Annotated in this window: 16 protein-coding genes; 3 read left to right on the top strand and 13 right to left on the bottom strand. The window is 55.2% G+C overall.

The annotated features are described in order from the left end of the window. Positions 1 to 98 precede the first annotated feature (98 nt). The 10 genes from MUN81_RS10280 to MUN81_RS10235 all read right to left on the bottom strand — a co-directional run bounded on the left by MUN81_RS10280 (position 99) and on the right by MUN81_RS10235 (position 12,254). Positions 99 to 557 carry a hypothetical protein gene (locus MUN81_RS10280; protein ID WP_245117206.1) on the bottom strand — a complete coding sequence of 153 codons (459 nt, stop codon included), beginning with the start codon at positions 555 to 557 and terminating at the stop codon, positions 99 to 101. A gap of 594 nt (positions 558 to 1,151) precedes the next feature. Further along, a complete protein-coding gene (locus MUN81_RS10275; RefSeq protein ID WP_245117205.1) occupies positions 1,152 to 1,379 on the bottom strand; it encodes a hypothetical protein in 228 nt (75 codons plus the stop codon). Next, positions 1,379 to 1,969, bottom strand: coding sequence for a hypothetical protein (locus tag MUN81_RS10270; RefSeq protein WP_245117204.1), 591 nt, complete (start codon positions 1,967 to 1,969; stop codon positions 1,379 to 1,381). The genes MUN81_RS10275 and MUN81_RS10270 overlap by 1 nt, the downstream gene beginning before the upstream one ends. Before the next feature lie 112 nt (positions 1,970 to 2,081). Further along, a complete protein-coding gene (locus MUN81_RS10265; RefSeq protein WP_245117203.1) occupies positions 2,082 to 3,938 on the bottom strand; it encodes a hypothetical protein in 1,857 nt (618 codons plus the stop codon). A gap of 103 nt (positions 3,939 to 4,041) precedes the next feature. Beyond that, positions 4,042 to 4,218 (bottom strand): hypothetical protein, encoded by a 177-nt coding sequence (locus tag MUN81_RS10260; protein ID WP_245117202.1) that lies wholly within the window; start codon positions 4,216 to 4,218, stop codon positions 4,042 to 4,044. Positions 4,219 to 5,026: 808 nt separating this feature from the next. After that, positions 5,027 to 6,067: a hypothetical protein gene (locus MUN81_RS10255; RefSeq protein WP_245117201.1), complete on the bottom strand. Its 1,041-nt coding sequence runs from the start codon at positions 6,065 to 6,067 to the stop codon at positions 5,027 to 5,029. A 580-nt stretch (positions 6,068 to 6,647) separates the two neighbouring features. Then, the gene (locus tag MUN81_RS10250) at positions 6,648 to 8,450 is read right to left on the bottom strand and encodes an AAA family ATPase (protein ID WP_245117200.1); all 1,803 of its coding nucleotides are present in this window, start codon (positions 8,448 to 8,450) and stop codon (positions 6,648 to 6,650) included. A gap of 14 nt (positions 8,451 to 8,464) precedes the next feature. Beyond that, entirely contained in the window at positions 8,465 to 9,529 is a 1,065-nt protein-coding gene (locus MUN81_RS10245) for a DNA cytosine methyltransferase (RefSeq protein WP_245117199.1), read from the bottom strand. 404 nt (positions 9,530 to 9,933) lie between these two features. Then, the gene (locus MUN81_RS10240) at positions 9,934 to 10,869 is read right to left on the bottom strand and encodes a toll/interleukin-1 receptor domain-containing protein (RefSeq protein WP_245117198.1); all 936 of its coding nucleotides are present in this window, start codon (positions 10,867 to 10,869) and stop codon (positions 9,934 to 9,936) included. Positions 10,870 to 10,973: 104 nt separating this feature from the next. Continuing rightward, complete coding sequence (locus MUN81_RS10235) at positions 10,974 to 12,254, bottom strand: hypothetical protein (protein WP_245117197.1); 1,281 nt, start codon at positions 12,252 to 12,254, stop codon at positions 10,974 to 10,976. Positions 12,255 to 12,831: 577 nt separating this feature from the next. Here MUN81_RS10235 and MUN81_RS10230 point away from each other — a divergent pair. Then, entirely contained in the window at positions 12,832 to 14,379 is a 1,548-nt protein-coding gene (locus MUN81_RS10230) for a T9SS type A sorting domain-containing protein (protein WP_245117196.1), read from the top strand. A gap of 176 nt (positions 14,380 to 14,555) precedes the next feature. Here the strand turns inward: MUN81_RS10230 and paaZ are convergent, their stop codons facing one another. After that, a complete protein-coding gene (paaZ, locus tag MUN81_RS10225; RefSeq protein WP_245117195.1) occupies positions 14,556 to 16,619 on the bottom strand; it encodes a phenylacetic acid degradation bifunctional protein PaaZ in 2,064 nt (687 codons plus the stop codon). Between the two features lie 266 nt (positions 16,620 to 16,885). Between paaZ and MUN81_RS10220 the strand changes: the two genes are divergently transcribed. Further along, positions 16,886 to 17,371 (top strand): hypothetical protein, encoded by a 486-nt coding sequence (locus MUN81_RS10220; protein ID WP_245117194.1) that lies wholly within the window; start codon positions 16,886 to 16,888, stop codon positions 17,369 to 17,371. 222 nt (positions 17,372 to 17,593) lie between these two features. Here the strand turns inward: MUN81_RS10220 and MUN81_RS10215 are convergent, their stop codons facing one another. After that, a complete protein-coding gene (locus MUN81_RS10215) occupies positions 17,594 to 17,944 on the bottom strand; it encodes a 4Fe-4S dicluster domain-containing protein (protein WP_196292156.1) in 351 nt (116 codons plus the stop codon). A 193-nt stretch (positions 17,945 to 18,137) separates the two neighbouring features. Here MUN81_RS10215 and MUN81_RS10210 point away from each other — a divergent pair, with 193 nt between their 5' ends. Beyond that, positions 18,138 to 19,151, top strand: a complete 1,014-nt coding sequence (locus MUN81_RS10210; protein WP_245117193.1) for an acyl-CoA reductase — start codon at positions 18,138 to 18,140, stop codon at positions 19,149 to 19,151. Between the two features lie 120 nt (positions 19,152 to 19,271). Here the strand turns inward: MUN81_RS10210 and MUN81_RS10205 are convergent, their stop codons facing one another. Then, positions 19,272 to 20,144 (bottom strand): nucleoside phosphorylase, encoded by an 873-nt coding sequence (locus tag MUN81_RS10205; RefSeq protein WP_245117192.1) that lies wholly within the window; start codon positions 20,142 to 20,144, stop codon positions 19,272 to 19,274. Positions 20,145 to 20,164: the final 20 nt, after the last annotated feature.

The following is a 20,164-nucleotide window of genomic DNA, read 5'->3' as shown; positions in this document are numbered from 1 at the left end:
GCACCCCAACGCCCCAGTGGGTTCCGCTGATTTTTAGCCATCGGACACAAAAAAGCCCCACGCCTGAGTAGACGTGAGGCCCAACTATGTGAGGTTGACTACTTCGCTCCTTCTGTGGCTTCCTCAGGAGCTGACGTGGCATCAGCGACAGGCTCTGCGGTGCTTTCGAGCTTCGCACGTAACGCCTCGAATGCTTTCAAGTCCTTGGCCCGCTGTTTATCGGCAGCGGCCGCTACCAATTTCTTGAGAAACGCTTCCATATTCTCCGTGGTGGCAAGGCAGTCGAGCGCAGCGGCAAGAATCACTTGATTGCTCACGTTGAGCTTGCGGGTCTCCTTGATGTTGGTCTTGAAAGCGTTGAGGCGGTCGAGGTCCTCTTTATTGATAGCACTCTGCGAGTACCCACGCTCACGCTTTGCTTTCTCTTCGGTGGCAGCCTCTTCGGTAGTGGCTTCGGCGGCAGTTGCTTCCGCAGCTACTTCTGTGTCCTGTGCAACTTCGGGTGATTCAACCTGAGCGGCGACAGTGGGTTGGGCGGTCGTGTTTTTCTTGGCCATTGTGTTTGTTTGGGGGTTTTTGGTTGATGTATGGCTCGAAGTAGCGCTGTTGGCGCCACACTACTGCTGTACCCAAAAACTAATTTTTGTTAAAGATTACGACCTTTTCAAATCGCTCAAAAAGAAGGCCCCAGTCACGTTTGAACCTCGCAGCAAGCGTAGAAGCTACCTGAAGGGTTCGGACGTGACTGGGGTCCGATTTGATAGGCTTATGGCCTTTCTACTGGTCTAACAGCTCTCGAAAGTGCCTATAGAGAGCACCTGTATTGGCCGGGCTTCTACTACCACCACGGCGCTACTCCCCTCCTGCCGCTGCTGAATCGGCGGTAATGCTCACGCTTTTCCGAAGGTATCGAAAGATGGTGCTGGCATGGCCGCCGTAGTTGTAGAAAAGCAGCCTATTTTCCGAAGGTATCGAAAAATGCGGCCTGGGTAAGGGCACAAAAAAGCCGGTGGGAGGCGCTATGAATCACCTTAACCCCACCGGCATTTCTATTGTGGGCTGCACTGTACGCCTGAGCAGACCGGGTGCCCACTGCTGACGAACCAGTGGGACTACTAACACCGGGAACGAAGACACCCGGTGCAGTTACTTTACTTCGACGGGTTCACATGGGCGGCGAAGTGATGAATGGCAAGACGAATCAGTTCGCTTTGCGTTAAGTGGTAGCGCTTGAGCAACGGTTCGATGCGGGTCGTTTCCAAGTCAGAGAGCAGCAGCGACACCGAATGCTTCAGAGCCGTGTCAATGCCCTTCTGACGTAGCCGGCGGTACTCAGCATCTTTCTTGCGGAGCACGGCGTCGAGGCGTTCGTCGTTCATTACTTGGCATTGGCAACGCTTTTAATCTGGGGGACCAGTACTTCGTCCCGCAGTTCGCTGGTGAACGTGTCAAGGAATTGCGAGGGGATGAGTTTGCGCAGGCTGTTGAGGCCGTAGCTGGTTTTAAGATGGGTATACAAGGCAACTACAAACTCGTATGTCTGCTCGTCGGCACTTTCCAAACGGGTGACGGCAGCTTCCAGAGCCGCTTTGCCCTCTTCTGTTACAGCAAACTTGTTTTGCTTCTGGAAGTAGGCCACGTAGCGCAGGCCATCTTTCAGGTGGGAATCTTTCAGTTGGGTTACTACCTTTTCGATGGCGGTCAGGGTCTGGTCTGACTCTTGGCAGTTGGGCATTGAGGTAGCAAGGTTGACGCCGGCCTTCAGGTAGTCGAGGAAGCCGGGCAGGTGCTGGGCGGCGTCGTGCTTCACAGCGTCGAGGGTAGCGGAACGGGATATACTATTGACTGCTTTGCCCTCGATGTAGGAAGCAAGCTTTTTGGACACGGTGGCGGCGTTATTGAGTTCCTGAGCCACAGTATTGATGGCCTGCGCTAGGGATGTGTAGTTGTACAGCTTAAATGTTTTCATGAGGTATGTATTGGCTTTTGCGCCTTTCGTATTGATTTAAATAGCGTGGGCGCATTTGGTCTGCATTGCGGAGGCATTATTTCTTCGCAATGCAGATGGGTGGCTTTGCAGCCTATTGGTAGGCGTCTCGGTACACCTTCGGCGGCGTTTCCCCGGGAAAGAAGTGCTCGAAGGGCGTGCGGTATTGTTTCTTGGCCTGCACGGGCTCCGGTGTCGTTGGCGTGGGTTTCGCCAGCAACTCCACCACGGGCTCGTCTGGGATGGCCAACAGGTCGTCCAGGTCGAAAAACAAGTCGGATAGGTTCATGGGCGTTGGTTCGGGCAGGCTTGTGGTGGCCGCTGGGGCGGGCTCCACGAGGGTTTTGGTTTCGTTGCCTTGGTCGTCCGTGCCTTCAATCTTGTAGGGCGGGACGGGCAAGCTGGCAGCGGTAAAGACGGCACCCAAAGCAGCGGCAGCATGTGGAATGCCCGCTTCGTCAATGTGGATTGAATCGTGGACAGACCCAAAAACGCCGTCGTAGGTAACAGTCAAGTGATTGGCCACGCCCTCAATCAGGAGCCGCTGCTCGAGTAACTGGAGCATCATGGGCATCAGGTTCTGCTTCACGTTGCTGCCCGGTTTCGGGTCGTTCAACTTGCTCGTCACGATGAGCAGGGAGCCGTACAACCGGCCCAACTGGCGCTTCACGCTGGCAAATTCCCCGGTGGTAGAGAAGAAAGCGCCAAACCACAGGTTTTTGCCGGCTGCCCGGTCTTTCAGGCCTAACTCGGTGGCCGTGGTCGCATACAGGTCGGTGTGAATGGCATCGTAGCAGAATTGGCGCACCTTCTCATCGGCCACGTAAGCAGCGTGTAGCGTGTCGAGCACGTAGCGCACTGTGGCCGGGTCCATGTCGCCGTTCTCGGTGAGCAGCTTGAAGCATTGCTCGGGGTACTTGAACAGGTAAGCGGCCAGCACGAACTGCGAGCAGCGAATGTCCATGGAGTACACCTGGTTGTCGTTGGGGCGGTAGAAGCGACGCAGCTCCGTGGGCATGTTGGTGAGAGGCGTGTGCAAACGGTGGCCAAAGTCGTCGCTCAAATTCTCGAACTGCACGATGCCCTGGCGTAGTTGGTCGGCATAGTAGAGGCTCCACACGGGCGACATCTCCTGTATGGTACCGGTCTTTGCCCGCAGCCACGCTTCCATGCCAGCGTAGTCCACGTTCCGCAAGAGGCTGTCCACGTATTCGGCCATGCGCTGGCGGTGCGGCGAGTGAGTAGCCCGCTTTCGTAGCGTGCTGGCCTTTTCCTTGGTGTAGAACTTGTGCGCCTTGTACGAATACTTCAGGCCCAGCTTGATAGGGTAAATGGCATCGAAACCAACGGCGTTTTCCAGCGCATGGTCGTTGTGCAGGCGGTACTGCTTGGGAAGGCCTTCCTCTTTGCTACCGGCCTTCTTGCCGATGTAGGAGCCGGTGTTGGCTTTCTTGTGGCCTTTCTGTTGGTACGTGTAGTTGCGTTTCGTCGGGGCCACGCCGAACAGGTCGGTGCCGTCGCTGGCCAGTCCCTCGGCGTCGTAGAAGTTGTACACCTGGAGGTAGCGGTGGGTGCGCAGGAACTCCAGGTACTTGCCGTAGCTGTTGCCGAACTGCTGGCGCAAGCGGTCCCAGCTCAAGCCGGTGTAGCCCAGGGTCGTGAGCTTGGTCACCGCCGGGGTGCCGTCCTTGTAGGTGTCCGCAAAGCGCTGGGAGCGGTACTGGTGCATGTATGCCGTCAGGCCTAGCGTGGAGAACAAATGCAGGCACTCGTCTTCTAGGAACACGCCCTGGCCGTTCTCGAAGATGATGGTTTCGGCGGCTACCCACGCCTGAAATTGGCTGCGGAACGTGGCCACGTTGACGGTGGCGGGCAGCCACACCCGCAAAGGTGTCAGGGTGCCGTTGTCGAATGCCTTTTCGGCGGTTGATTTTCGTTTTAGTTGTGTCATCGGTTACGTCATCTGATGGTGTTAACGGTAGGCGCAAGGCAGGCTGGCCGGCCCGCCTTGCTATCTCCCTAGATGACGTCGGGAGCCGTTGCCCTTGGTTTGGTTAGTTGGCCGCCTGGTAGGCGGTAATGAGAATGCGGATGGCCTCGCTGGCCGTCACGTAGCGGTCGTGCTGTTGGCGGAACCGCTTGCCTAACGCCACCAGGTCGGCATGCACCGACGGCGTGATGGTGATGGTTTTACTGAGCTTGCTCGGCTGGTCGTTGGCGTGGTCTTTCATGCTTTATATATGAGGATTATACGCCTCTACTAGCCCAAAAGTCTCAGTAAATCACCACTTTCTGAAAATAATTTATTGATCATAGTGGCCAGCTACCCGGCCAGCCTTCGGCGCCGGTCCGCCTCTTTAACGCCGCCACCCAACCATCCAGCGGGCAGCAAGTGCATGCAGCGGACGGCCAGTTCTATAGGATAGATGTATCCGTTTTTTTGCACAGCCAGCGGCCAGCTAATGGTGTGCACCATGCACACTGGCTGCGTGGACGATGCACATTCATAGGATAGATGTATCCGTTTTTTTGCGCTTACAGACGGTAGAGATAGTAGGTAAGCCATAAGCTCAAGTATCCGTGTTTTTGCATCGGGACCGGTTATCCATCGGTGCAAAAAAACGGATACATCTATCCTATGGACGCAGCGGCCGCTACCCTCCTAACACCCAATTTGTAAGGCATTGTTAGGTATTTTCTTGGCTGTGGTCAGTATGTCTGGATGGCATGACCTAAAACGTCAATAGGATAAATGCACCCGATTCCCACACCAATCACTGGTGCAAAAAAAACGGATACATTTATCCTATAAACTCAGCCGCCGCAACCCTCTGCTACCCTGCATTTGCAAGGTGTTGTTAGGTATTTCATGGTTGTCTGAAATGACGACTGCGCCCAGTTGCGGAAATGCGCAAGGTGATGGACACAATGGAAGAGGACTTGCGCCTCCAGGGCATCAACATATAGAAAAACCCCTGCAAGCAACTTGCAGGGGTTTTTCATTAGGCGGCTGCGCCGAGGGGTGTCGGTGCGGGTTACTTACTGCCCAAGCAGGAAGCGGTGGTTGTCTTCGTACTGCGCATTGGCTGCTGCCAGCGTGGCATCAGTAGCCGCCTTCTCCAGAGCGTAGGCTGGTGTCTTCCGGTATTCCTCCCGCTCACGCTGGTAGTCTTGGCCATCTTCGGATTTCATCCAAAGGGTGCCAGAGTCGTTCTGCTTGCTGTTGGGCAACCAGTCAGTGCGCCACTCTCGCTCTTCTTCGTTGTTCAGCGAAGGTTTGCTTGCAAGCTCTGCCTTGGCAGTTTGCAAGGCTTCGTACTTTAAACCGTGGGCCTCGGCGTACTTTTTACTTTCGACTTCCCACGCTGCTGCCTGTGCCGCTTGCTCTCGGGCGTACTCTGGTGTCTTGCGGTAGGACTCCTGCTCTCGGAGGTAGGCCTGCCCCTCTTCGGATGCGTAGAAATTGCTAACGGAAACAAGGTCGTCGTCCCAGTGACCGTCTGCGTCATGGTCGTCGCTGGTGAGCCGGTGGGTACGCTCCTCCTCGGTTTCGGTCCAGTAGCGTTTGGATTCCTCGTACCAATCGTAGCTCATGGCGTGGAGGTCCTGTGTAAAGCGAAGCAGCCGCTCGTAGTACTCCTGCGACGGTTTCTCTCCGTTACGAGCGGCGTCGTACAGCGCTTTATGCTCCCGGAACTGGTCGAGGATTTCAAAAAGGTGGAACTGGCAACCCAGCTCCATCTCTGATACCTGTTGCAGGAAAAACGCCTCGGGTTCGTGCATTACCAAGTAGTGCAGCTTGAGTTCAGCTTTGAAGGCTGCTTTTAAGCGGTCTCGCTCCTCGGCAAAGGCATCTTTGCGCAGCCGGGCATTTTCCTCCTTGAGCGCTATGATTTGCGTGAGTAGTTCACGTTTGCGGGTGATGTGTTTACGGCTGACTTTCATCAAACGCTTGAGTAGCGATTTGCTGAGCTTGTCGGCCGCAGCAAGCTGCTCTTCCAGTGGCGTGGGGTCAGATGCCAGGACCTTATCGATGGTGGCCGATACTTCGGCGATGGTTTCTTTCAGTGAAGTTTTCACGGTTGTGTACTGTTAAGGTTGAAGCGCATTCCTGCGCTTTGAAATGGGAATAGGGTAACTCGGAGCAGTCTATTCCCACGACTACTGCGACTCGACGTTCAAAGAACTTGCAACCTGTTGATGCCCAGCTATTCCGGGCACCTGAACCATTCGGCCGAATGGACAAAGCGCTGCCACCCTCGAAGTGAGGTATGTTTTTTTTCCGTAAGTGCTTTTTGCCTCAGGTCGACCGGTCAGACTGAGGCTGTTAGCGCTCTGAAATCGTTCAGCGTTTGCGTAGTGCAAAGATTGCCGGTTAACCTTCCAACTGATACCGTTACAATGGGTTAGCTGTGCTACGAAGATTTTAGGGCCTCAGAAACCCGTTGTAAATCAATTGCTTTCTTGGGCCATCAAAGGCCGAAATGGACCAAAATAGTTTGAACAGCATAGCGCAGTTACTATATGTTATCAAATCACCGACAAAGAAAAACGGCCTTCACAATACCGTGAAGGCCGTTTTTTAATGTTTTTACCCTCCAGTTTACTGGAATCGCATTTTTTCGCATTTCGATTGGGTCTAACCGTCTTTATTGCAGGACTATGCAGCAGTAGCGTCCTTAAACTTGGTAAGTGTTTCAACAATATTCGTGTAATGCTCGCCCTTTACTCGGATAAATTCTCTGATTAAAAGTTTTTTGGCTGAATCGTTAGAACTCTCCTCTCTATCGCCAAACATGAGTTCTGCAAAAGCAAGAATGTTGTCTTTATAGTCGCTTGGGTCGAACGTGGGCACAGTGTACCCATTAGCCTCAAGGGTTTTTGTTACATACTCTTCATCCCAAATGGTTTCTTCTGGGATTTGCCCTGGTAAATACCCCAAGTTCTTGTAAACGAACCCTAAGTATTGTATTACAGCAGCTTTTTGCTGCGTTGGATTCCCCCCGCTGGCGTTGCCATCTACTCTGAACCCCATGTTATTGAAGGCAACACCAGTCACGGTCTGCAACTTGGCTTTCAATACAGGCAGATTCCCCGCTTCAGCTACAGTAAAATCCTCTGGATTGAATAACGGCTTTCTCTTGTCGCCATCAAGCATTAAGAACTTCTTGAGTTCCCCCTCTTGGGCATAAACAGCAGCTGTTTTGTACATCATTTCTGAACCACCGGCCAGAAATCTGACATTAAAAGCCAAGCTGAAGTCTGCGCCTAAATCATCGATAACCCTTTCAAGGATTAGCCTCGCTGTTTTATCTTCTACCAGGATTGAGCTTTTTCTACTTTCATCCAGCTCAATCCCAATATTAGAAAAGGCCTCAAGATAATTGCATGAATTCTTTACAACGAATTTTGATTCGTCATTACTATAGAAAAGCTTTATCGCTTCATTAGGCAAAAACTCAACAAAATTTGATGAATGCGTAGATATAACTACTTGCAATTTTTTAGCTAATACTTGCTGCAAAAGATACAGCTTCAGTTCAATTTGTGCACCAGGATGTAATGAAACCTCTGGCTCATCCAATATTACCAACGAGTTGTTTTCTGCCTCTGTAATCTCATGAACAAGCTTCACAACCGCAAATTCCCCTCTGCCAGCGTAAGCTTCCGAATAGTTTATTGCATCTGTTTTAAAGTATGCAGTAAGCCCTTCCATGCCACCGTAGAAGTTGTGGCTTAGCAAAACGCATTCTTCGTACGTTTTGCCCAAAATTTTTGAAATTGCTGTTAGTGCTGTAGCGCTTAGTGCTTCAGGAGCTTTATTTCTTCTATTACGAACAGTAACTATTGACTCATGGTCAATTGCATCTTTAAGGTATTTCGAATATTTGCGAAGAACAGCTTGCTTACTATTCAGTGTAGATGATATTTTAAAATTACCAAAGTAGAAATACTTATCAAAAGCACTCAATTCAGACCTAAAATCAAGGTATACTACCTCTTTCTCAATAGTGGGGTACCTAGTTAATGCCGGGTCGGCTGGTTTAACCATACCATACTTAGCAATGGGTCGGGAGGGCTCCCAATAATCTGGGCCGTGCTTTTTACTATTAATCCTAGTTTTAAGGACCTCAGCAATTGCCCCACTCTCCTTGTAGCCATAAATAAAGCAATTCGGCTCTTTCCTATCTTGATGAATAGGGTCAACTTGAGTAGTAAACCAATAGTTACCGGTGCTTTGTCCTCTTGGTGCCCCGAATATTGCATGTAGCGCAGAACTTTTACCTGTCCCGTTCAAACCAGTAAATACTGTGAAAGGGAAGTCAAACTGTATTTTAGTATCAGGCAGCAGGTTTTTATATTTAGGGAACCGAATATATTCAATGTAATTAGGAAATCTGCCGGCAGCGAATGCTGATTTGATGTTGCCTATGAGGCGCTGAACTTCTTCCTGCTGGGGCATTTCCTATTGGTGTGCTATGAAAGTTGGTCAATAATTGTCATTGCTATTTGCTTCGCAAGAAGCGGGGGAACTGCATTGCCAATTTGCCTAGCAATAGACCGCAAAGCAGTACCATGAAATTGGTAACTGGCATCAAACGTTTGCAGGGCAGCTCCCTCTCTGAGAGATAACGCCCTGTCTTGTTCTGGATGCCCAAACCTGCCATTGGATAAGCTTACAAACTTGGTCGTGATGGTGGGCGCAGGCTTATTCCAGCGCATTCGTCCGTAAGTATCAGAAAAAGTTGTCTTTTTTTCGAACTGAGATGGTATCGCTAAATGCTTGTCATCTACGTACACCATTCTGGTCCCTCCGTCAGCGGGAGTCATGCGAATCCTGAGCAAGTTCGTTTCTGACAGCGCAGCAGTTGCGTGAAGATTGATACTTGAATCAACGGCACCCGCCGCAAGAACTGGAAAGCCTTTATCAGGCCCAATAAAATCAGCAACTACTGGTAAATTTCCAATCAGAGGAGCCGGCAGTTTTACAGTTGGTGCAACACGGGTCGCAATCAACAAAAATCTTTTGCGACTTTGGGGTACACCATAGTGTGCGGCGTTAATGATACGCTTGTCATACCGGAACCCTTTGCTATCTAAAAAGATAAAAAAATCATTGAGGGGCGATTCCTGCTTTTTGGTAAGTATACCAGGCACATTTTCAATCACGACAGTGCCAGGATTGTAGTAGTCTACAAACCGCATGAAATCATTTAAAAGGTTTTTTGACTCTTCTGACTTTTTTTTATCTGTTGCAATCTTGCTCCAATATTGACAAGGGCTACATCCAATAAATATCAGATTTGCGTCGTTTCTTTTAACCTTAGTGCGCTGTGTGAACTCAGAAAATGATAACTTTTTAATATCAGCCAGAATAAATTGTGAACCTATGTTATTCGTTTCATAAGTTTTTTTGCATTCCGGGTCAAAGTCAATGCCGGCAATGACATCAATTCCGGCTTTCCTAAAACCGTTGGTCATACCTCCTGCTCCGCAGAAGAAGTCAATTGCTTTATGTTTTATTACTTTAGGCACAGTCATCTGTTCAATTTCATAGCTAAGGTATGGACCTAAGAGCTGTTTAGATGCGCTTTTTTTCCCGTTTATCGAGAATCTTGACATACTACCGACCACACTACTCTCTGTGCGTTGGACTTGGGGAGCAGGTCTAACCCTTTCAAATAAGGATGAATGCTAGGCCAGCCGGAATAGGACGGCGACCTTGGCAAGGAAGCGAACGGTGTGAACCTCGACCACAGAGGCACCTACTTTGCTGAGATGTACTACGACTGTGAACTCAACAAAATTTTCCGTGCCCGTATCTTCACAAGTTCCGAGTAGAGGACTGCGCTGCCTACATGACACTGCTAGGTTTCGACTAGCCACGACCCAAGCACCACCTAGAGAGCCGGACTGGCAATGGTCCGGCTTTTTACGTCTGGCTACTATAGAAACTTTGTCTTTAGGGTCAATGGACCCTCGGGGGTGTTTATAATTTCAGTGGGTGTGCCGACGTCAGAAACGTCGGCCTGTTCACCTTTAGCTGATGCAATTTTAATGTGGGTCTCCATTGCCGTTAAGATTTCGTCCCGGTCAGTCTCCCATATCTCGCCCCTGTCTTTCGATAACTCGAACCTCTTGCCCAGCGCATCGGCCAGTTTGTGGATGCCTGTCTTGTTATTGACCATCATGCCTTGGGTGAACGGAATCACGCCCTCGACTTCTTTAAATGAAAATGGCGGTATAACCAGCGGTATCATGTCGCTGCCAAGTACCCACGCAGCCCCCATTTCAGCCAAGCAAGTAGGACTTTTGTAGAAGTTCTTGCTCAACAGAAAGATGACAACAGCTCCGCTTTGGATTTCGCCACTCAGAAAATCCAGGTAGTTTCGGGTGCCCAACGGAATGTCGTACCCGTCAATGGAGGTACACAAAATTTGGTTGGCTCGCAGACCAAGCAGTCGCAGCATTTTAATCAGGTCACCGGCAATGGCAACATCAAGACTTGCGTGACTGATAAACACCTTCTGCGGCTTTGGCTTTAAAGAAGCTGGTGTAGATGCATCAGCATGCTCCATCTCATCCCTTAAGTCTTGTATCGATTCGGCAAGGGCGTTCACTGTCAAACGCATGTCCCTCTTATAATTCGCCGCATGCTTCTCCTTCAGATTTGGAATGTTGTTGCCAATATGAAACTCCGAAAAAATGCGTGAATGAAGCTTTCGAAACTGGATGGAGTCCTCCCCGAATATCTGGAGGTAAGCGCCTTCTAACGACTCCTTCCACTCTAAGAAATCAGTGTCGTCGTGTCGCAGCCCATCTAATGAGTCAGCTTGATTCAGCAGGTTCTCCAGCTTTTTGATTTTGAGTTCGGTACGCATTAGCCTTGATTGAATACGGTGCTAATATAGACATACCCTATGCACGTACGCCACTGGCAGCCGCCATCCCGAGGGCATTGGGATGGCGGCTGCGTTCTTTAACACTATTCGCTGAGTTGCTTCGTCCGCTGCACCAAGTGGCTGCCTGTGATGGCCATGTAACCTTGCAGCACTTTTGCGTCGCTGCTGCCTATCATCTCCAGAATCTCGGGCACGCTGAACCCCTTGGCGAAAGCATTCGTGATGAAGCTGCGGCGGCCACAGTGGGCACTCAGCAGCTTGTACATGGGCTCTTGGAAGGCGACGGCCTCACGCAGCTTGTAGCGGTAGTAGTGGACTGGCCTGTCGAGCCCAGCACGTAAAGCCAGTTCCTTGATGGCTAAGTTGAGCTTGGGCAGCGGCACGATGTCCAGGTCGCCGTTGTAACGGTCCAGTATCGTCTTGATGCGCTCGTTCATGGGCACCTTGGCGTTGCCTCGGTTCTTTTGCGTGAGAATCGTGAGCAGGCCGTTCTGCACCACCATCTGCTTGCTGCGGATAATGTCGGACCAGCGAAAGCCGGTGAGACAGCTAAACAGGAACACGTCACGGTAGCGCTGCATGGTGGTGGTCAGGCCGTCCATGTTCCACAGCAGGTCGATTTCTTCTTCGTTGAGGTAGACGATTTCCTTTTCCTCGTGGTACACCTTCCACTTCCGGTAGGCTTGGTGGACCGCCACGTTGTGCTCTGACTCGGCCCAGCTCAGGAACGCCTTAATCTCCTTGATACGCTTGCCAAAGACGTTGTTATAGCCTCCCCGCTCTTCCAAGAAGTACTTGGCCAGCCGGCTGTAGAGGGCAGCGTCCATCTCTGCAAAGTGCAACTGCTTCCCGTGCCACGCCTGAAACTCTGAGACTATCTTGACGAAGAGCTTCTTGTCCACTTTGGTGGATGCGGCATCATGCACCGAGCCGTTCCCATACAGCGTCAACAGCTCATGAAAACGGTTCTTGGAGGGCTTCACCTCTCTGGGCTTACGACTTACTTTTGTAAGTACCGGAGCGGGCTGCACCGCTACTACAGGCGTGGGCTGCTGAATAACGGCGGGCAGTGTTGCAACGCCGTTGAGGGTGTCACGAACCCGCTCTACGGTGGGGTCCTCCCCTTTCAGGAGCAATCGCATGGCGGTGTCCATCAGTTCGGCCTTGCGTTGCTCGATGATGGCGTTCATCATCAGATAGCCCGGTTGAGAACGGCGGACAGCGCCTGCGTCGGAGTCGAAGTGCAGGGGCAGTACGGATAATCCGGTGCGGACGGCGAGGTACTGGTGGCGGTGGGTGTAGCGCACGCTGATGGTGCATTGCTTGTTGCGTGCCGGGGCTCGAAGGCAGGCGGTGGCTTTCACGCAATAGTCCAATTTGGTACCTCTCGAAGATAGCAGCAAATGTGACTCTTTCAGCAGTTCAAACTGCATAGCTGTTCGTAATGCGTTCAGACCTCGAAGAATCGCACAACACGCTGAATACCAGCGGTATTCAGAAAAGGTTCGAGTCCCGTCCAGACCGCTACCGTTTGTTAAAAGGCCCTCTCCTCACTGGAGAGGGCCTTTTTTATTTCCCTGAATTATGGCCATCACGGCCATTTATTGTTTTAATATAATAATATAACAAAACAACTGATGTCTGAAAGTGTACGATATTTTTCTAAATCAAGAGTGGCTATTCTGTGCCCATGCCCCACTTCTGACTTAATTACAGGCAATTAACAGACGAGTGCTAGTCGCAAAAAAGACGGTTCTGTCCTTGTGTGCCGGTGGTGATGCGGGTGTGATTTGAGCATTCATTTTCACCCTCATTCGTACACTTATGAACAAACTGCCACGCGTTTCTCGCATCACCCGGGCCATGGGCGGCGTTGCCTTGGCCACAGGATTTTGTTGGGCCACTCCGGCCCTTGGGCAAACCTTTACACCGCCCGCGACGGTGGAAGCCTTTCTCACCGGCGGCCAGGTTTCGGGGGTGACAAATACTGGCAGCGGCCAAAGCACGGATGGCGCGGACGTGCTTCAGGTCTTCGCCTGGGACGGCGCGAAGCCTTCCTTCGGCTGGAACTTCTCGGGAACACAGACGGGCGCCCAACCACTGGAAGCGGTTCTGCGCGGACTGACGGTGAAAGACCCCGACATTGTTTCCTTTTGCGACGGCAAATTTTACATGGCGGCCGTGTACTTGGCCACCATTGGCGGAATAGACCGGGTGGTTTACGAGGTGCAGGCCTACGACCCGGGGGTTAATGGCTGGGTGGTGGTGATTGCGCCCACGCTCGTTGACAACGGGTCGGGCCTGAGTTGCAGCAGCCCCAACCTGGACGTCGACCGCAAGAACGGCAACGCAGTCATTACGTTTGCCGAGGGCGAAGTGTACGTTCGCGCCCTGAACATTCCGGCTCAAACGCTCTACCCCATCTCCCGCGTGACTTTTTCTTCGCCCGGGCAGCAATCGTCTCGCCAGCCCGATGTGGCCATTTTCGAAGACCAAGCCAGTCCGGGCTCCAGCGTGGTTTCGGTCATTTCTGTGTCTGAGTACACGCCCAGTGGGCCCGGCGGATTTGTGAGCCTCACCCTGGGCCAAGGCAAGTTGGCCGATGTGCAGGCCGGCGGCACCACGCCGGCCATCTACTACGCCGGTGGCTCTGCCCTGTACCCGCTCACGGACAAATTGGATTGGCCTCGTATTGCGGCGCCGTCGGCCATTTACGGCCGGCTGGACCCCGCCGACTGCCTGATTGTGGTGCGCCACAACGACAACATCGGCGGGGGCGACGAGATTCATACCCTGGCCAAGTTCTCCGCCGCCTCATCCAGCCTCATCGACCACGTCATCAGTGCGCCCCTGTTGGCGCGCACCAAGGGCAGCCAGCTCCCGGCGGTGACCTACATCGGCGATGGCGGCTTCGTGGCGTGGCAATACGACGACTCAAGCAACCGCCTGCTCAACAAAAACCTGGATGTGGTGGGCACGTGGGTGAACTGGGACGGCAGTTCCAATCTATCCGGCGGCAACCTGCAGGTGGCCAACACCCAAACGTTCGGTGCACAATTCGCGCCGAGCGTGGAAGGGCGTAACGGCGCAACCGTATACGACGGCGTGCTGGCGTGGCACGATGCGGCCAAAGCGGACTTGGCCTACAAGCCGCTGCATTGGTCGACCCCGCAGTTGCGGCCGGCCCGGTCCAGCGCGTCGGCGCCGCTCACGCCCCAAGACGCGGAAATGACCAACGGCGTAGGCGTGTACCCCAACCCGGCAGCCGCTGAAGCCACGGCGCTGGTGCAACTGGGTGCCACGGAGCTAGCCGAGACGGTGCAGGTCCTCGACTCGCGCACGGGGCGGCAAGTTGCCACCTTGCCCGTGGCCGGGCTACGGGATGGTGTCAACCGCCTGTCTCTGCCTGCGCTGCCGGCCGGCCTGTACCTGCTGCGGGTGCAAACAAGCCAAGGCGTGCGGGTTGCGCGCTTTAGCTACCTGCCGTAAGCAAGCATTCCGGCGCATTGACTAAGCCGGGCATTTCGCAAAAAGGCCCCGAAAACGCGCGTTTTCGGGGCCTTTTTGCGAAATATTCAATCTGCTGGCTTTATCGCCAGGTGTCGGGTTTATGGCTATTCGCTTCGTGCGAGTTCGGCTCGGATGGGCAAAACCGGATATTCAGTTCACTCCTGATTCCGCTTCTTCACCATCGTCAGAATCGTCGCCACGGCCACCGTTTCGCCGGTTTCGTCGGTCACGGTCACTAGCCAGCGCACGATGCCTTTGGCCACGTCGGTTTCGTCGCGCTTCTCCTGCCCTACTTTCTCCTTCACCGTCAGCGTTACGCCTATGGTCATGCCGGGGTACACCGGCTTGGTGAAGCGGCACTCGTCGAGGCCGTAGTTGAGCAGCACAGGGCCTTTGCGCGGGTCCACGAACATGCCGGCGGCCTTGCTCAGGATGTAGTAGCCGTGGGCCACGCGGCCGGTGAAGAGCGTGCCCTCCAGCGAGGTGGCGTCGACGTGGGCGTAGAAATTATCACCCGATACCTGCGCGAAGGCACTAATGTCGGCTTCCGTCACGGTGTGGCGGTGCGTGGTGTAGGTCTGGCCGATTTCCAGTTCCTCGAAGTAGTGCTGGAAGGGGTGCTTGTCCTTCTCAATCTGCCGGGCGCCGGTCTGGTACACCTCCGTGATGGCCGTAATCATGCTCGGCGAGCCTTGCAGGGCCACGCGCTGCATGAAATGCTCCACCCCGCGGATGCCGCCCATTTCCTGCCCACCGCCGGCCCGGCCGGGGCCGCCGTGGATGAGCTGCGGCAGCGGCGAGCCGTGCCCGGTGCTTTCCTTGGCCATTTCGCCGTTCAGCACCAAGATGCGGCCGTGGTGGGTGGCGGCGCCCAGCACGAAATCCTGGGCGGTGCGCGGGTCGTTGGTGGCCAGCGAGCACACCAGCGAGCCCTTGCCCATGTTGGCCAGGGTCACGGCTTCTTCGGTTTCGCGGTAAGGCATCAGCGTCACCACCGGGCCGAAGGCTTCGATTTCGTGGCTGTCGAGGTGCTTGAAGGGGTCGTCGTTGCGCAACACGATGGGCGAGGTGAAGGCGCCCTTGGCGTAGTCGGCGCCGCGCTCCTTGCCCAGTAGCTCTACTTCTTCCAGGTTGCCGTACACGATGGGCGTGTTTTTGGCCAAATGGCGCACCCGCTCGCGGAAAATGTCGGCCTGGGCCCGACCGGCCAGCGCGCCCATGCGCACGCCCTCGGCCTGCGGGTGGCCCACGGTGGTTTGGGCCAAGGCCTTGCCCAAGGCAATCTGCACGTCTTCGAGGTAGGCTTCGGGCACGATGGCGCGGCGAATGGCGGTGCATTTCTGCCCGCACTTGGCCGTCATTTCCTTGCGGATTTCCTTGATGAACAAGTCAAATTCCGGGGTGCCGGGTTTGGCATCCGCGCCCAGCACGGCGGCGTTGAGCGAGTCGGCTTCCATGGTGAAGGGCACGGCTTCCTCGATGATGCGCGGGTGGGCGCGTAGCTTGCGGCCGGTGGCAGCCGAACCCGTGAACGTCACCACGTCTTGGTACGTGACGTGGTCGAGGATGCCCTGGCCGGAGCCCACCACCAGTTGTAAGGCGCCTTCGGGCAGGATGCCGGAGGCGATAATTTCGCGCACCACGGCCTCGGTGAGGTAGGCCGAGGGCACGGCGGGCTTCACCACGGCGGGCATGCCGGCCAGCAGGTTCACCGCAATTTTTTCGAGCATGCCCCAGATGGGGAAATTGTAGGCGTTGATGTGCACGGCCACGCCCTCGCGCGGCACCAGCAGGTGCTGGGCCATGAAGGTGCCGCCCTTGGAGAGGCCCACGGGCTCGCCCTCCACGTAAAACGGCTTGTCGGGAAACTTGCGGCGTAGCGAGGCATTGGCAAACAGGTTGCCGATGCCGCCCTCGATGTCAATCCAGGAATCGGCGCGGGTGGCGCCGGAGCGGTAGCTGAGCTCGTAGAAAATCTCCTTTTTTTCCTGCAAATGGAAGGCCAGCGCCTTGAGCATGCGGCCCCGCTCGTGGAAGGTCATGCGGCGCAGCTGGGTGTTGCCCACGCGGCGGCCGTAGTCAAGGATGGCGGCAAAGTCGAAGCCTTCGGTGTTGGCCAGGGCAATGACCTCGCCGGTGCTGGCGTCGAGCATTTCCTGGGGCGAGGCAGCGCCGGGCATCCAGCGGCCGAGGGTGTAGTTTTCGAGGGTGGGCGTCATGGGTGGGAATGGGTTTTGAATGGTAGCGTGGACACTGCGAGTCCGCGTCGGGGCACACGTGCTGGCTGGCGCGGACTTGCAGCGTCCACGCTACACGCTGGCAGGTTGAAAGTGCTTTTGCCGCCGTTGCGGTTCATTGGCGGCCGAATTTACGGGGCGGACACCGCTCAGGCCTTGCGGGCGCCCTGGCCTTGGTAGTTGGCAAAGTTGGTCGCACGCGCCGGCTTTTGCGTACTATGCCCGCTGTCTCACTTAATTCTAACCTGATGCGCTACCGTTTTCTCCTGCCGCTGGGTTTCCTGCTGGGTTGCGCGGCCACCGACCAGCCTGCTTCCGATGTCCCAACCGCCTCTACGGTGCCGCCCGTGAGCCGGGCCTTCGACGTGCCGGCCCTGCTGGGCATGAACGCTGACCAGATTGCCCAACCCCTTACCGGCCAAAGCATTCGCCCCGACCACGACCGCACGCCCCGCGTCGGGCCGACCGGCGCCACCGAAGCCCTCTACACCTACTGGCGCGACACCACCGCGCTGGAAGTCAGCTACAACCCCGAAACGTTGCGCGTGAACAGCTTCTTCATCAAAACGAAAGCCGGGCACACGACCAATTACGAAACCCTGCTCAAGCTTGCCAATGTAAGCCGCTTTGATAAGCGGCTGAGCATCGAGCCCATTGCGTCCGTGAGCAACCCGCAGCAGTTCACGGGCGTGAAGCTGACGCCACAACTGGCTTCGGCAGAGGCGTCGCAGTAAGAAGCGGGCGATGAACGGGGTAGCGAGGCAATAATTTGCGTCTCCTCGTTGAACGGCCGATACTGCACCATTCTTGTTACGTCCTACGGCATTCGTTCGCACGCCATCGTTCGACGACGAGACGCAAAATATTGCCTCGCTACCCCATTATCTTAACTAACGCTCATCAAAAAAAGCCGCTCCAGTAGAAGCGGCTTTTTTCCTTAACACAGCAAGCGAAAATTAGGCGGCGATGTGCAGCCACTCTTTCTTTTCGAGCAGGCGCTCGCGGGTTTCGCGCAGGTCGGGGTCGTCCACGCAGCAGTCGACGGGGCATACGGCGGCGCACTGCGGCTCTTCGTGGAAGCCCACGCACTCGGTGCACTTATCCGACACGATGTAGTAGTACTCGTCGGAAACCGGGGTTTGCGGGGCGGTGCCCGACACCACCGCGCCGTCGGCGGTCGTAACTTCTTTGAGGGTGGTGCCGTCGGCCCAGCGCCATTGGGCGCCGCCTTCGTAGATGGCATTGTTGGGGCATTCCGGCTCGCAGGCACCGCAGTTGATGCACTCGTCGGTTATCATGATGGCCATGGGGCGTCGGGGTTCAAAGTTGTAAAGGAAACCAAAGCAATTCGAGCAGGCTTTACGTAAAAAGGCGTGCTCGCGCCGGTCTTTGGCCGGACAAAATTAGCCAACACCGACCGGGTTTGCATGGTTTAGCCCAATTTTGCTGACAATTCCTCCGCCCGTCCGCTGCATTGGCGCGCCGGCCCTTCCCTTTTGCATGAATCAATCCGAACGACTTGCCGCTTTTGTGGCCCTGGGCCAGCGCCTGGCCTCCCTTTCCCCCGACGAGCTGACGACCCTGGCCGCCCGCGCCCGCAACCAAAACGCCTGGTTCGACACACCCAACGTGACGGCCGCCTTTGCCGGCCTTGCCCACCTGCTGGCCGAGGAGCCCCTGCGCCGCTGGGCCGGCCGCTACCCACCCGAGCCCACCACTGTGCGCAAAATTGGCGTGGTGATGGCCGGCAACATCCCCATGGTGGGCTTTCACGACCTGCTGTGCGTGCTCATCAGCGGCCACATCCTGCTGGCCAAACTCAGCGCCGACGACACCGTGCTCATGCTCTGGCTCATGGAAGAGCTGACGCGCATTGAGCCGCGCTTTGCGGACTTCATGCAGGTGCTGCCGCGCCTCAACGCCGCCGATGCCTTCATTGCCACCGGCTCCGACAACACGGCGCGCTACTTCGAGTACTATTTCGGCAAAAAGCCCAACATCATTCGCCGCAACCGCACCAGTGTGGCCGTGCTCACCGGGCAGGAAACCCGCGAGGAGCTAGCCAAGCTGGGTCCGGACATTTTCCAGTACTACGGCTTAGGCTGCCGCAACGTGAGCAAGCTGTTTGTGCCCAAAGACTACAGCTTTGTGCCCCTGCTTGACGCTCTGCAGCCCTTTGAAGGCGTGCTGCACCACCACAAATACAACAACAACTACGACTATAATAAGAGCATTCTGCTCGTGAACCGCGTGCCGCACTTCGACAGCGGCTTCTTCCTCATTCGGCCCAGCGAAGCATTGGTTTCACCCATTTCAATGGTCTTCTCAGCCGAATACACCAGCGAAATCGACCTCGTCGACCAACTCACCGACATTGCCGCTCAAACGCAGTGCGTGGTTTCGGCCGATGCCCGGTTTGCGGGCAGCCACCCGTTTGGGCAGGCCCAGTCGCCGCCCGTGGACGAGTACGCCGACCGCGTGGACACCATGGAATTCCTGGCGGAACTGGTCTAAGCCATACGTGCCGCAGGTAGCTTTCGCTTCTCAGTTGATTACGAAACAAAGAAGGCCGCTCAAGTTAGCGGCCTTCTTTGTTTCGTACACTTGATTATTACCGGCTGCTCTATCCGTGGTTCAGACGAGGCGCTGCAAGGTCTGCTCAATCATAGCATCGACCACGGCCCCGGCATTTTCCGCGAACTCGCCAGTGGCGCGGTTGGCCACGATGGCGTTCAGCGACAGCACCTCGTGGCCCAGCAGGCGGCCCAGCGAGTAGTAGCCGGCGGTTTCCATTTCAAAGTTGGTGAGGCGGAATTCGCCCTCGGCGCTCGTGTGGCGGAAGTTTTGCAGACGCTCGATGTAGTCCGGAATGCGCAGCTCGATGCGCAGGCTGCGGCCTTGCGGGCCGTAGAAGCCAGGGCAGGTGAGCGTGTTGCCCATCACCATGCCGGCGCCCAACTGCTCGCGCAGCAGGTCGGAGCCGCGCACCACATAGGGCGCGTAGGGCAAGCCCAGCGACTTTTGCAGCTCGGTGGCCACTTCGGTTTCCAGGCCGGTTTCCATCAACGGGTAGAACTGGGCCAGGCTGTCGAGGCCCACGGCGTGTTCGGTGGCCAGCATCGACCCGAGGGGCACATCGGCCTGCAAGCTGCCACTGGTGCCCAGCCGGATGATGCGCAGGCTCATGCGCTCCTCCTGCGGCCGCACGGTACGGGCCATGAAATCAATGTTTACCAGCGCGTCGAGCTCGTTCATCACGATGTCGATGTTGTCGGTGCCCATGCCGGTGCTGAGTACCGTGATGCGCTTGCCGCGGTAGTAGCCCACGTGGGTCACGAATTCACGGTGCGTGGTTTCGAACTCCACCGAGTCGAAATGCCGGCTCACCTGCGCCACCCGGCCGGGGTCGCCCACGGTGAGGATGGTGTCGGAAATATGGTCGGGCAGCAAGTTGAGGTGGTAAATGCTGCCGTCAGGGTTCAGGATTAGCTCGGAGGAAGGAATCATGATGTCAAGTAAAAATTAAA

This window comes from Hymenobacter sp. 5317J-9 (assembly GCF_022921075.1).
GTDB lineage: Bacteria > Bacteroidota > Bacteroidia > Cytophagales > Hymenobacteraceae > Hymenobacter.
This window is presented reverse-complemented; position numbering and strand designations above follow the sequence as displayed.

Bases quoted from the DNA above. Each gene is read 5' to 3' on its own strand.
- MUN81_RS10280 (WP_245117206.1), bottom strand. From the start codon at position 557: ATGGCCAAGAAAAACACGACCGCCCAACCCACTGTCGCCGCTCAGGTT.
- MUN81_RS10275 (WP_245117205.1), bottom strand. From the start codon at position 1,379: ATGAACGACGAACGCCTCGACGCCGTGCTCCGCAAGAAAGATGCTGAG.
- MUN81_RS10270 (WP_245117204.1), bottom strand. From the start codon at position 1,969: ATGAAAACATTTAAGCTGTACAACTACACATCCCTAGCGCAGGCCATC.
- MUN81_RS10265 (WP_245117203.1), bottom strand. From the start codon at position 3,938: ATGACACAACTAAAACGAAAATCAACCGCCGAAAAGGCATTCGACAAC.
- MUN81_RS10260 (WP_245117202.1), bottom strand. From the start codon at position 4,218: ATGAAAGACCACGCCAACGACCAGCCGAGCAAGCTCAGTAAAACCATC.
- MUN81_RS10250 (WP_245117200.1), bottom strand. From the start codon at position 8,450: ATGCCCCAGCAGGAAGAAGTTCAGCGCCTCATAGGCAACATCAAATCA.
- MUN81_RS10245 (WP_245117199.1), bottom strand. From the start codon at position 9,529: ATGACTGTGCCTAAAGTAATAAAACATAAAGCAATTGACTTCTTCTGC.
- MUN81_RS10240 (WP_245117198.1), bottom strand. From the start codon at position 10,869: ATGCGTACCGAACTCAAAATCAAAAAGCTGGAGAACCTGCTGAATCAA.
- paaZ (WP_245117195.1), bottom strand. From the start codon at position 16,619: ATGACGCCCACCCTCGAAAACTACACCCTCGGCCGCTGGATGCCCGGC.
- MUN81_RS10220 (WP_245117194.1), top strand. From the start codon at position 16,886: ATGCGCTACCGTTTTCTCCTGCCGCTGGGTTTCCTGCTGGGTTGCGCG.
- MUN81_RS10215 (WP_196292156.1), bottom strand. From the start codon at position 17,944: ATGGCCATCATGATAACCGACGAGTGCATCAACTGCGGTGCCTGCGAG.
- MUN81_RS10210 (WP_245117193.1), top strand. From the start codon at position 18,138: ATGAATCAATCCGAACGACTTGCCGCTTTTGTGGCCCTGGGCCAGCGC.
- MUN81_RS10205 (WP_245117192.1), bottom strand. From the start codon at position 20,144: ATGATTCCTTCCTCCGAGCTAATCCTGAACCCTGACGGCAGCATTTAC.